General features: G+C 53.7%; 5 protein-coding genes and 2 pseudogenes. 2 read left to right on the top strand and 5 right to left on the bottom strand.

Translation table 11 applies throughout. The features are described 5' to 3' along the window. Positions 1–46: 46 nt before the first annotated feature. Entirely contained in the window at positions 47–793 is a 747-nt protein-coding gene (locus Q368_RS0118695; protein WP_029460572.1) for a sulfite exporter TauE/SafE family protein, read from the bottom strand. Positions 794–918: 125 nt separating this feature from the next. Between Q368_RS0118695 and Q368_RS0118690 the strand changes: the two genes are divergently transcribed. Next, positions 919–1866, top strand: coding sequence for a LysR family transcriptional regulator (locus Q368_RS0118690; RefSeq protein ID WP_084158897.1), 948 nt, complete (start codon positions 919–921; stop codon positions 1864–1866). Between the two features lie 37 nt (positions 1867–1903). On the opposite strand, the gene Q368_RS0118685 is transcribed toward Q368_RS0118690, so the two are convergent. Further along, entirely contained in the window at positions 1904–3844 is a 1941-nt protein-coding gene (locus Q368_RS0118685) for an ATP-binding protein (protein ID WP_029460570.1), read from the bottom strand. 172 nt (positions 3845–4016) lie between these two features. Here Q368_RS0118685 and Q368_RS27120 point away from each other — a divergent pair. Then, positions 4017–5084 (top strand): annotated as a pseudogene (locus tag Q368_RS27120) (YifB family Mg chelatase-like AAA ATPase); the annotation flags it as partial. A gap of 463 nt (positions 5085–5547) precedes the next feature. Here Q368_RS27120 and Q368_RS27115 read toward each other — a convergent pair. The 3 genes and pseudogenes from Q368_RS27115 to Q368_RS0118670 form a co-directional block, all read right to left on the bottom strand. Beyond that, a pseudogene (locus tag Q368_RS27115) lies at positions 5548–6681 on the bottom strand (recombinase family protein); the annotation flags it as partial. Between the two features lie 606 nt (positions 6682–7287). Next, complete coding sequence (locus Q368_RS25935; RefSeq protein ID WP_156955790.1) at positions 7288–9312, bottom strand: DUF7017 domain-containing protein; 2025 nt, start codon at positions 9310–9312, stop codon at positions 7288–7290. A gap of 7 nt (positions 9313–9319) precedes the next feature. Next, complete coding sequence (locus Q368_RS0118670; RefSeq protein ID WP_052360291.1) at positions 9320–12247, bottom strand: nuclease-related domain-containing protein; 2928 nt, start codon at positions 12245–12247, stop codon at positions 9320–9322. Between the last annotated feature and the right edge of the window lie 946 nt (positions 12248–13193).

Raw genomic sequence — 13193 nt, 5'->3', positions numbered from 1 at the left:
CGGAGCAGTGACCACTACCCCTTTTGTCCGGCCAAGCCAAGCCCGGTCACGATGCGGCCAGCCCCGTCACGCCCTGGACCAGCAGACTCGCCCCGGAAAGGGCCAGCACGACAAGCACCGCCCTGGCGAATCCCTTCTCCCCGATGCGCCCGCAGCCTGCCATGCCCGCGCCGAGCCCCAGGAGCAAGGCCGGCACGGCAGCGGCATAGGCGCCCAGCACGTCGGCCGTGACCAGCCCGGCGACAGTCTGGGAGGCCACCACGCCGATGCCGGCCAAAAGGAAAAAGGTCGTAAGCGTCGCCCTTGCGGCGTTGCGGTCGTAGCCCTGGCGCGAGACCCAGGCCACGATGGGCGGCCCGTTGACGCCGATGGCCGCGCCCATGCACCCGGCGACGAACCCGGCCGCGAACCCGAGCAGCCGCCCCGGCCGCCGCCCTCCGCCGCCGCGCCGCCACGCGCCGGCCACGAACACGAGCACGGCCACGGCGAGCGCCAGCTTGAGCCAGTCCCCGGGCACCACGAGCAACGCCCGGGCCCCCAGGGCCATGCCCGGCAGCGCGGCGAGGATGAGCAGACGCAGGGCCGGCCAGCGGATGTGGCCGTGCAGCCGGCCCGTGAGCACGATGTTGATGGTCACGGCCAGCAGGCAGCAGATGGGCGTGGCCAGCTTGAGGTCCAGGGCCATGGCCAGGATGGGCAGGGCGACCAGGGTGGAGCCGAACCCGGTCAGCCCCTGGGTGAAGCCCCCGCAAAAGGCGGCCAGGCTCAGCAACACGATGTGGCCAAGGGCCATGGCGGAATCCTCTTGCCGCGCCGCTGGCGGCGTTCGATGCGCGCAAACATTGCGACGCCTTGTAATCCCGCGTAGGTCTTCGGGCAAACGAAGACATCCGCACAAGGCGTTCGGGAAAATCGAACATGCTCGATCCCTGGCAACTGCGCACCTTTCTCGTCGTGGCCGACAGCCTGTCCTTCCGCCAGGCGGCCAAGGCGCTCCATCTCGCGCCCTCCACGGTCACGGCGCAGGTCAAGGCCCTGGAAGAGGCGCTCGGCGTCCGGCTTTTCGCGCGGCGGCCCGGCGCTACGGCCCTGACCGAACACGGCCGCAGGCTCACGGGCCTGGCCCGGCGGCTGCTCGACCTGGAGGCCGAAGTCCGGCGCGACATGGGCCGCGACGGCGAGGCCTGCCCGGAACTCGCCGTCCGCCTGCCCGAGACCCTGGCGCTCGGCATCGCCCCGGCGGTCCTTGAGACGTTTCGCCGCCGCTACCCCCACACCCGCCTGCTTTTGGCCACGCATTCCCGGCTGGGGCTGGCCCGGGAACTGCGCCAGGGCTCGCTGGACCTGGGCTTGCTGCTTGGCGAACCGTTCGCGGCCGAGGGCGTGGCGATGGAGGAAATCCACCGCGAACCGCTTTGCGTCATCGCCGCGCCGGACGCGCCCGAGGCGGCGAACGGCGCGATCGGACCACGAGCGCTCGCCGGTCGAGAACTCTTCGTCACGCGCCACATCTGGAGCGCGCGCCGCCGCGTGGACGCCGCCCTGGAGGGCGCGGGCACGCGCCTTGGCGCGGTGACGGAATGCACGAGCCTGGCCGTGGTCAAGCGCTGCGTGGCCGCCGGGCGCGGTTTGGCCCTTGCGCCGTGGCTGGCCGTGCGCGAGGAGCACGCGGCCGGAACCCTGGCGGTGCTGCGCTGGGAGGGGGAGGCGCTTGCCGCGCCGGTGCTGCTCCTTCGCCGCGAAGGCGCGCCGGAAAACCCGGCCGGCGACGCCTTTTGCGACGCCGTGCGCCGGGTGCTGGCCGCCCTGCCCCCGCCGCCGGACGCCCTTGCCCCGGGCGGCAGAACCCCGGACGTGCCGGGATAGGCCGGCCGGCAGCCCGGGCGCGGGCGCCCCCGCGGCCCTACGCGGGCGTGCGCGGATAGGGCAGTTCCATGATGAAGTCGCTGCCCCGGCCCAGTTCGGATTCGGCCCAGATGCGGCCGCCGTAGTGCCCGACGATCTGGCGGCAGATGGCGAGCCCCAGCCCCGTGCCCTTACGGCGCTGGCCTTCGCTCACGGTGTCGCCGAGCTGGGCCTGGTGGAACTTGTCGAAGATCTTTTCCAGGGATTCGTGCGGCACGCCCTGACCGCTGTCCGCGACCTCCACCCGCAGCACGTCGCCGGCGACGAACGCCCGCAAACGCACATGTCCCTCGTCGGTGAACTTGGCCGCGTTGCCGAGCAGGTTGACCAGCACCTGGGTCAGCCGGTCGGGATCGATAAAAAGCGGCGGCAGGTGTTCCTCCAGTTCCATGGAAAAACGCACGTCGGGCTTGGCCGCGAAATCGGCGTTGACGGCGTCCACGGCCCCGGCGATGACCTCGGAGGCGTCCACCACGGCGTCGCGCCATTGCGCCCGGCCGGACTCGATCTTGGACAGGTCGAGGAAGTCGTTGACCAGGCGCGTGAGCCGTTCGCCCTCGTGCTCGATGATGGCGAGGTTTGAGGTGATGCGCGCGGCCTGGGCGGTCAGGCGTTCGTGACCTGCGGAGAACGGGGCGAAAAACTTGCCGAAATCCCGGTTGATGAGCTTGGCGAAGCCCATGATCGAGGTCAGCGGCGTGCGCAGATCGTGGGACACGGTGGCCAGGAAACCCGACTTGAGCCGGTCGAGTTCCTGAAGCCGGGCATTGGCCGCCTCCAGCTCCTCGGCCTTTTCGGCCAGCCGGCGCGTGCGCTCCCGCACGGCGTCGCGCAGGTGGCGGTTGAGGACCTCCAGGCGGTGCTCGGCCCGCACCCGCGCCGTGACGTCGGACAGGGTGCCCTCGGTGTAGAGCGCGTTGCCCTCGGCGTCGCGCACCAGGCGGATGTTGAGCAGCACCCACATGGTCTGGCCGTCGCGGCGCTTGAAGCGCACCTGCAGGCCGGGGACGCTGCCGACGTCGCGCAGGCGCTCCATGATGCGGCCGCGTTCGTCCTTGTCGTGGTAGAGGTTCATGGACACGTCCACGGCGCTCTCCATGAGCTCCGGGACCGAATCGTAGCCGAGCATGCGGGCCAGGGCGACATTGGCCGAGAGCATGCGACCGTCGAGGGTGGTCTGGAAGATGCCTTCGGTGGCGTGCTCGAAGATGTCGCGGTATTTGCGCTCCGTGGCGGTGAGGCGCAGCACGGCTTCGCGCATGGTCCGGCCGAGGCTCGCCAGTTCCCCGCGCAGCCCCCCGGGCATGTCGACGCCTTCCTGGCCCAGCGCGGCGTCGCCCAGGCGGACCCGCGCGGCGTAGCGTTCGAGCCGGGCCAGGGGCAGGATGATGCGCCAGCGCACGACCAGCGCCGCGACCAGCCCGAGTGCGGCGTTGAGGCACAGCACGCGCAGGACGAGACCGGTCAGGGAGGCCTCGAGCTCGCGGTCCATGTAACGCCTGGTCAGCTGGATCTCCACCGTGCCCACGGGCCTGCCCTCAAAGCGTATCTCCCGCGTCTCGGACAGGACGCCGTCAAGGGCCGGCTGGCTCGAAAGGGGCGCGGGCCGCCAGCCGCGGTCCCGGACCAGCCCCACGAAGGGCTTGCCGGAATCGCGCTCCGTGACAACGGCCGCGGCCACGCGCTCGTTTTGCATGATTCCGTCGAGCAGTTGGGTGATATAGTCCTTTTCCAGGAACCACAGCGGCTGGGCGAGATTTTCGGCGAGCTGGGAGGCGGCGAGGCTCGCCCCGACCCGCAGTTCGGTTTCGAGCCGCCGTTTCTCGCCGACGTAGTCGAGCGCGCCGAAGGCGGTCAACAGCAGCGTGTTGACGCACACGAGCGTCACGACGACAGCGCCGCCGACGGAACGCGTCAGAGAAAAACGGGGCAGGAGCATGCCTTCCGGTTCCCGGTGGAGGGTGGGCCGCTAGGCCGGGTCGTCCGCAAATCCCGCATCCCGGACGTCTCCGACAATCGGACGCTACCATCGGCGGGGGCGGATGGAAAGCCCGCGGCGGGCAAAAACCTTGCGCCCGCTTCATCCCCGGGATATCGATCCTTGAAAGATCATGAGTCTTTCCAGAATAACCACCGGCGCGCTGCTCGGCATCGAGGCCCATCCCGTCACCCTGGAAGTCGACCTGTCCCGCCAGGGCATGCCGTCGTTCACCATGGTCGGCCTTGCCGAGGGCGCGGTGCGCGAGAGCAAGGAGCGGGTGTTCGCGGCGCTGAGAAACGCCGGTCTGCGCCTGCCGCCGGCGCGCATCACCGTCAACCTCGCGCCGGCCGACATGCGCAAGGAGGGCTCGGGCTACGACCTGCCCCTGGCGCTCGCGCTGCTCGCGGCCGTGGAGGCGGTGCCCCCCGGGGCCGCGGACGGATTCTTTCTCTGCGGTGAACTCTCCCTTTCCGGCGAGCTCAAGCCCGTGCCGGGCGTGCTGCCCCTGGCGGCGCGGGCCCGGCGCGAAGGGGCGAAAGGGCTTGTCGTCCCCCGCGCCAACGCCGACGAGGCCGCGGCCGTGGCCGGGCTCGCGGTCTACGCCGCCGACGACCTGGGCCAGGTGCTGCGCTTTTTTTCCGGCGAGGAAGGCCTTGCGCCGTGCCCTGCCCCGCCGTTCGCCGCCGCCGGCGACGCGACCGCCTTTGCCGAGGACTTCGCCGAGGTCAAGGGACAGGCCCATGCCAAGCGCGCGGTGGAGATCGCGGCGGCCGGCTCGCACAACCTGCTTTTCATCGGCCCGCCGGGTTCCGGCAAGACCATGCTCGCCAAGCGCATCCCCACGGTGCTGCCGCCGCTGTCCTTCGAGGAGGCCCTCGAGGTCACGACCGTCTATTCGGTGTCCGGCCGCCTGGACGGCGCGGGCCTGCTCACGCAGCGCCCCTTCCGCAGCCCGCACCACACCATTTCCGACGCCGGACTCATCGGCGGCGGCTCCTATCCGCGCCCGGGCGAGGTGTCCATGGCCCACCGGGGGGTGCTTTTCCTGGACGAGCTGCCGGAATTCAAGAAGTCCGTCCTGGAGGTGCTGCGCCAGCCCCTCGAGGACGGCAGGGTGACCATCGCCCGGGCGGCGGTGTCGCTTTCCTATCCCGCGGACGTGATGCTGGTCGCGGCGATGAATCCCTGTCCGTGTGGAACATTTCTCCAACATCAATAAATATATCTATTTCAACTAGTTGAGTTGAAACGCGAACTTCCTTAACGATGGATTTGAGTCGTAACGCCTTCCCTGTATCGTCTAAAAATTCCCAATTCGTAGAGAACGAACAAAGATTTTCAAAAGATGTTTGTAAGAAAGATTTAGTTGAGTCCGTTTCATTTATTAAATCAAAAAGCCGATCTCTCGCACTCGTTACCTCTTCAATTTCATTTTTAAGAGCACTATATCTTCTATCGAAATCTTTGCCATCAATTCTTCCACACTCAAGTGCGTTTAATAAGTTATCAAGTCGTGTTTGCAGATTTTGTATGTTTTCCTCTAGTTGAAATAGATCTTGGGCACGATTTTCCTCTTGGCTGTTTTGTAAAAATAAATCTAAAATTTTTTGTTTATCTAACAAGAATTCTTTATTCTCCGAAAGAGACAGCACACTATCAACTACATACTTCTCTATTTCGATAGAAGGTATGTTTAACCCGCTACAAGCTTCAACACCTTTTTGCATACGATTTACACATTTGTAGTACCCATAAGTCTTATCAGAATTTTTTTTAAAAGTTGTATTGCCTGCCATAGCGCCACCGCATAATCCACATTTTAATATGCCAGAGAGAAGATAATTTCTTTTGCTATTTGTTGGTTTTGTTGAAATTGATTTTAGCATAAGCTGAACTCTTTCATATATTTCATCTTTCACGATAGATGGATGTTGCCCTTCGCATACAATCCAATCTTGCTTATCCTGAGAAATAAGTTTTCCAGTTACAGGGTCACTCTTTCTTTTCCCGTACCAAGTCTTTCCAATGTACGTTGGGCTAGTGAGTATCCGATGAATCGAAACGGTTCCCCAATGCCCCCCGTTCCGCGTTCGATATCCTTGTTCGTTAAGTGCATGTGCCGTTTTACGAACGCTATTGTGGTTAAGGAAAGTGTTGAATATACAATCAACTATAGTGGCCTCTTTAGGCTCAATATATAGTTTTTTTTGTTCTGGATACAAAGAAGTACTTTGTGAAGCCGCTTCAATGTCATTAAGTCCAGTGTTTACTAATCTTTTATGACATAGCTCTTGAGTGGTATAGCCAAAAGGCACAACTCCTCCATTCCATTTTCCTTGCTTAGCACGATGAGACATATCAACAGACACACGTTCAGCGACTAATTCTCGCTCAAATTGAGACAAAACGCCGATCAATTGTCGTAACAATCTGCCGTGGGCAGAAGTTGTATCTATATTTTCCGAAATACTGGCAAATCTAATGTTTGTGCTCTCAAAAAATTCCGTAAGGTACAATAAATCCTTTGTAGATCTAGTTATTCTGTCAAGCTTTGTAACAAAAACAGATGACACCAAACCAGCCTCAACATCATGAAGCAATTCCTTCAATGCCGGTCGATTTGTATCCTTGGCACTAAAGCCTGCATCTTTGTAAAGTTTATAGACATGAATTTGGTTGGCAACGCAGTAGGCACGAAGTCGTTCTTCTTGGGTAGCTAATGAATCTCTATCAATTTGATTTGCAGTCGATACACGAACATATATTCCTGCTTGCGAATGGCTCAGGGGCGTCATAGCAATCACCTTGTTGGCTTTTATGCAAAACTAGATCGCTGACACTGGCAGGTCAACAAAAACAGCAAATTATGTGGAGACAAAAAAATAATCAAAAATTTTGGGCTGATATGAATTGTCGAACGTGGGGATATACAAAAAACAGCGAATCCTACAACGGGATGAGTTGCAGCATTCAAGCAATATGCGGGCAACTAATGCATTTCAGGTTGTGAAAGGACTTTCATGATGCGTACTTCACCTATGTTTTCATCATGTTAAGTCCAGCCAGGTCCAGGCAAATACGACGGATTCCGACTAGGTTTACCTCCTCCGGACGAAGTTATGAACAGAACGGCGGCCTACCCTGACAATCATCTACAGCTTTTATAACGGCAACTAAAACGTGAGTAGCCTGTGACCTTCAAGGTCATAAATGGTCGGTCTCGAGGGTGTGAGCGGGTACCGCCAGAGGCGGTTAAATAGCGCCGCCCCGACAATGGGCGATGCCGCCGAGGTACCTAGCGCCTGTCTGCTGCGCCCATCAACCTGCTTGGAACCCGCCCCTAGGATGAGCTACTGAATCAACGAGCGTCAAAAAACTAAAATCCTTTTTGCCATAGCCTGTTAGACTTTGCGGCTTAGCCGGACAGCAATGATTTCAACTATCTTCCAAGACCAGTGATCCTTGCTTCTGTCCCAGGATTTTTGCGCTTTAGCCTTAATATAGTCACCATCTCCAGCGTTGCTGCTTTGAATTAACTCTGCGGGGACATAGCATTCATCAAGGAAACCGAAGCCTTTCATTGTGATTGCAATCACCCCAGAAACATCTTTCTCAAAGTCTGAGAGAACAGGTTCTTCAACCTTATCAATAGAAATGATTTGCCATCCCCATCGCCCCTTCTTTTTATCGAACTTCTTGAAAATAGTTCCTGATACTGTTGAAAAAGGAAGCAGTTTGTAATCATTCACAAGAACATGGTTAATAAATATCTCAACTCTTCCATCCCTAATGAACCCAAAATCTTTTATTTTTTCGAAAGTTCCGGAGAATCTCTTCACAAAATTGGCGGCAAAGCTCTCGTCCCCGTCTTCGACATCAAAAACATTAAATAGGTTGCCACGCTTCTTATCCTCAATCATTTTCAATCGGACCGCAGTGTTGGCCTTCCAGGCATATGGCTTTCCAACTGAGTCCTTGTAGAAGAAACCTTCTCTCGTAGTACCGCTGTCAATGTACAAGAAGCTGACTGCACCCTTCTCAGAATTAATATATGTTACGAAAACATCAGAAAATTGAAGTTCACGATACAGTATCAGCTTCGCCTTAATAGCATAGATATGCAAAGCATCAAGATCAGAGGAAGGCTCGCAATTCTTATACCAATCACGTTCTTTCTCTGTTAATAGTTGATTTGGTATTTTCCAACCGTTTCGCATGCGCGTATCAACCAACTTGTCCAACACATGTTTTGCCTCAGAGTGCAGTCCCTTATCGACCAAGCGGGGTATTGATTTCTCTTGAAGTCCAACTATCATTTCTGCCTTTGAATTGCACAATAGACCAGCACATAAGCAGTTGAATTTTTCCTCTCCATCCGTCAAATCACTGATAAAATCCCACACCCAAAAGTCTCTGCTCTTACTACGAGCAAATTCTGTTACCTCGGAGAATGCTTGCTTAGAATCACCGAGTTTTATCAAGAGTTTAATCTTATAATATGGGAGCCATTCGTAATCTGGGTGACTAGCGATAGCACGGGTCAACGTTGGAAGGAAGGCACTGATTCTTTCACGAGTGGCGAGATGTTCATCAGACTTAATTAGCTTCTTGGCATGAGAATTTAGAGCAGTTTCAGCGAGCGGTCGCATCTCAACAGTTCTGCCATCGCTCCCGGTAAAACTTGATTTTGCATAATCGGAGAAGTCAAACCAATCAAAACCAATCATGTCCATCAGGACAAAGTAGTTTCTCTCATTAAGTTTGCTTTGTAGTTCTTTTAATAGCGGTCGTGATGAAGAAACATCGTCGGCCCCAAGACTACAGTTCAAGCCACGCCGTTCTATGAATGATGCAGAGTGTCCGACAAATCTCATAAACTCTACAAACACTTTGTTTGCTGGCATCTCACCTTTACTTGCCACTCGCCTAATCGACCACAAGACCGAGGCAAGTAAAGTCCTTACATATTTACTATTCCTTGCGTTGAAGTCGAAGCGAGCATGGTCATTCAGTGTTCTTAAGCTTCTGCAGTATAAATCGAAGTTGTCCTCTGATTGCTTTAGATAGTCATACATGATCCATCCGAAAGAAAGTTTTGCGTCTTCATTTTCCTGGTTTTGCCGAAGATAGGGAACTATCCGTTGAAATGCCTCTTTTAGTTTTCCCTCCTTCCTAAATCCTTTAGCAGCATCAATTGGGTCTTCATCAAACTTGCCGCAATTCTGCTGCAATTTTTGCAGCACTATATTCACGGCGTTCAATACTTTGCCTATCTCATCTTCGGCTTTCTTTTCTGCCAGTTGATTGATGAAGTCTTGCTGATTAATACGCCCTTCAGCATAGTTTTTTAGTAGCTGAAACTTGACATAGTAGGGTGATTGCGTGAGTCGGTACAAGTCGTCATTGAATTGTTTTTGTGTATACATTCAGCCTCTATTCTTCAAGAGAGTATGTATCATTAATAAACGCAACAATCTCGGAATATAAGCTCTCACTCCCATTTATGAGGTTGAATTTCGAGATCATGCCATGAGAATCGTACCAGCACTGTACACTCGCGTTGGTATTTCCTTTTGCAAACTCAAATATCGCCATCCATTCCTGCGTCTTCACTATTCGTGACGCAATACCTCGACTGCTAATTAGTGCAATCAGTTCTTCGAAGAAACTTGTCATGTCTCCGCATTGATTAGTAGGACCAGAAGCAAGCGTGGTTTTAGAAACATTGCTATTCATCAAAAGGCGAAGCACTTCATCACGGTATTGAGTGTCACCAGACTTAAGACGCGGAGGCTTCATTTCGCCCTTGCCGTTATAGTCAAAGAGCAGTTCCAGCACGGCCTCGTCCTTTCGGAGTTTTACTATTTCCAAGTATGGCCGGTGCAAGACATCTAAAACTTGCCACCCTGAAAGCAATAAACTGCTTGCGAGAAAATCCTCAAACTCAGCGCCCTTTGTTTTGCTATCGTTGGAGAAACTAAAGATGAATTGCTTTACCTTTGGCGCTGTGTTGCTCGGCATTGAATTGAAGTCCGTCTTCATAAATGGAGAGATTGTCTTCCAATTAATAAGTTCAACGCTGTTGCTTGCGATAGCGAAGCCCGTGTAAAGCCACTTGTAATAGTCTTTGTTTGTTCTACCGTGACTATCGCCTTGACTTGTGTTAAAGAACACCCTGTCGAACGTGAACGCCATAGCTTTGTTGACAGTCATCGCCCAAGCGTATTTAACTCGTGCCGCATGGTAAACTTTGAAATACTTTGAAGTCTGGTCGTGCAGCAGGCGGGATTCCATCCGTTTGCGAAACCCCTTTTCTTCTGGAGTCAGTTTTCTTAAGTCTCGTGCAAGCCTCAATCCTTTCTCAGTTTCCTCATAGTACGAGTCCCCATGAGCCTCCATTTCTTTGTACTCTTTACTGTCTTCAAATTTGTTTTTAGAGAAATACTCATTTAAGCAACTCCACAGAATAGCTTGATACGCAATATTCTCGCCAGTCTCCAGTTCTGCCTTATTTGCCTTCAAGTAATTGTCTAACACATAAATTTGAAGAAGGCTCGAATCTTGCAATTTCACCTGACATGGGATAAATAAGAGCCTTACTGTTTCTCCTTTGATATCTCTTGAAATATCGAAGGCAGTTTCCCAGTCGACCGAAATCACAGTAGCTAAGTTCCCGTTGTCGATTCTCTTTGGTTCATCGAAATTGAATGGCTGCTCGTCAGTGCTGAAAGGGACGTCGTCATTAACGATGCGATCTGGAGCATAGGCACTGGTTGTCGAATTAAAGACGATTGTATCGCCGGGACCTATCTCCGCCCCATTGTGAGCAAGTTTTTTCTTTATCCAGAAATTGATTTGATTGGCCTGTTCATTTGTGTAGACCAGTATCTTGTTGTGCATTGGGCTTTCGTATGCTGCCTTCAGAATCGAAGTCTGATTCTTTGTGCTCACGATACAGACATTGCCCGTGTTCGTTATGAGCAAAGAATTGAAAATTTTGTTATCGATATTGCTAGCCAGTTTATTGCAGACTTTGACAATCTCCGAATCGCTGTTGTTTGGGGGCAAAACGAGACTTCTTATGTCACTCTTGACTCCCTTGCTCTCCAAAAACGCACCAAGGTATTCTGGGTTCATAGGGTTCTCAACTTTAGAGCCATAGCTGATGCGGCTAGTATCACCGATGAAAATAATTTTTCTATTGGGGTACTTGTCCAACTGCAAGTACGTAAAAAAATCATCTAGCAAGCACCCTGTTCCGAACCGAAGTATCTCTGAATCCAAGCTCGAATTTGATATCAGCTGACTATCATCAATTATATAAAGAACCTTGCCCTGAAGGTCCTCTTCAACCGTTTCAGTAATAGTTTTTACTGGGATGGTTTTTTTATAGTTCTCATCCACTTCTTCATTCCAAAAGTCGTAAATTGCGCCATACAAAGATTCGACTTCTTGGATTTCAGGGTGACTATCATGCATCCTCTTCTTTAGTCTGTTTGAGTAAGCAAACACAGGCACTTCAATATACGCGTTGTCAAATGCCATGTCTCTGATTTTAGGAATAAACCTTGTTTTACCGCTCTTTGTGTTGCCAGAGATAATGAGGACTCTGTCTTGGGATGACAGGAATTCGGCAATACTTATCATATACAGAGCTTCCAGATTAGGCAAAGCAGTCTCAGTGATGACTGCATCAGCGACACCACGACCAATCGGCTTGACCTCATCCTTTTCTTCAGGTTTAGACGCGGTTTCCGTTGTAATTGAAACAAAATACTCTGGTGCCGAGAATAGCTTGTCAGTAAACAGGCTTCTATTGGCGGGTGTCAGGTAATTCTGATTATCTGATTGGACATCGACGATATCAACAATCTTGTTGAATACGGTTGTCGAGTCCACGATATCGAATCCGATGATTCGTCTCGGCACTCTCCCTATAATATTGATCTGACCATGAAAACAAACTAAGGTATAAACCGACTTGCGATCGAAACCACGCATCTTCCACCCTAGTTGCTTATTTAATTTTGCTCGCTGCTTCCCCAACTGGCGATATGGGTTTACAGAGCTACCACCCCTAACTGGTATTTCGTCTATCTTCCACGCGCCGACATCGAACATATCCTGCTCAGGCAACTCTAAATCGCCACTGTAATCTTTAAAGTCTATCAGCACAATCCGGTCATTCGTCACCAACAAGCAGTCTATTTGAAGGCTCTCCAACTCCAGAGACTCAGGCATGCCGATAAGCAGGCCGTCCCATCCTCGTTTATCAAATTCTGCGGTAAGACCAGCGGCGAGAATCCTGAAGAAGTCATTCTCGTATGACCTGAATGATTTTCCTTTGCGCAGCTCCAACATGTAGCTTTGACCTCACCTTTACGGTCCTTCCGGGTTTAGAGATGGTAATGACGCGTAATATTGCCAGCGGGTTAGCTTCAAAGATGCCCCCGTTGGGGGTGCCATTTTTTACGCGGCGCGAGTGACTTTCGTATTTCTCCAACTTATATAACTAACGAACATCCTTTCTATCTTCATTTCTTGAAACAGCCCCTCAGGGGCAAAAGGCTAATCAAACGATGAAAAGGAACTCGCCTGCTCTCGAGAATCGACCCTTTTTTAGCTGTCATTTTCCAAGTTCAGGTTTTGAAGAACATTTCAGGGCGATCCTATGCTTGGTAAACCGTTCTAGATGTTCTCTTGGAAACCTCAACTCGACTTTTTTATGTTGAGAATAATGGTAGAACTCCTACCGGACAAGGTCGCCGATATACGCCCCTCCACCCGGAAAAACCGAGGACGGTATCGGTTGGTGTTTCTCTTTATTCGCTTCACCAGAGCCAGTGGTGCGAAATGCTTGCACTGAACGATGTTAACGATATCGATTACCGCGCTGGTTATGTCAAGTTGATAAGGCCCCAACATCTTGAAAAGAAGGAGGTTGCTGGTCGCGTGATCAAAGTCGTCCTTGTGGGGATTGGCCCGCCCCATGTCTCAGATCCATTCCGCCCTTGTCTCGGCCCAAGCCCCCGCCCCTGTGCGCCCATTAACTGGACCACCGCCAGCTCCTTGGCCTTGGCTTCAACGTCCACGGTCATCTCACGCCCCAGCCAGCACACCGGAAAGTCCTTCGGGTCGATGAAATCGGCATGAGGCTTTGGATCTCCCTGGCCCCAACCATTTTTGGGCGAGGAAACATGACAGTACTGTTCGCGTTCCACGGTTGCCCAAGTGCCAGCGGCCAAATCCGTGGCATCAAGTTCGGTGAGGCCATCAGGATTGCAGCGATGGTGATGGACGTCGTAAA

The sequence above is a fragment of the Solidesulfovibrio alcoholivorans DSM 5433 genome (genome assembly GCF_000702665.1).
GTDB classification, from domain to species: Bacteria; Desulfobacterota; Desulfovibrionia; order Desulfovibrionales; family Desulfovibrionaceae; genus Solidesulfovibrio; species Solidesulfovibrio alcoholivorans.
This window is presented reverse-complemented; position numbering and strand designations above follow the sequence as displayed.

Bases quoted from the DNA above. Each gene is read 5' to 3' on its own strand.
- Q368_RS0118695 (WP_029460572.1), bottom strand. From the start codon at position 793: ATGGCCCTTGGCCACATCGTGTTGCTGAGCCTGGCCGCCTTTTGCGGG.
- Q368_RS0118690 (WP_084158897.1), top strand. From the start codon at position 919: ATGCTCGATCCCTGGCAACTGCGCACCTTTCTCGTCGTGGCCGACAGC.
- Q368_RS0118685 (WP_029460570.1), bottom strand. From the start codon at position 3,844: ATGCTCCTGCCCCGTTTTTCTCTGACGCGTTCCGTCGGCGGCGCTGTC.
- Q368_RS25935 (WP_156955790.1), bottom strand. From the start codon at position 9,312: ATGTATACACAAAAACAATTCAATGACGACTTGTACCGACTCACGCAA.
- Q368_RS0118670 (WP_052360291.1), bottom strand. From the start codon at position 12,247: ATGTTGGAGCTGCGCAAAGGAAAATCATTCAGGTCATACGAGAATGAC.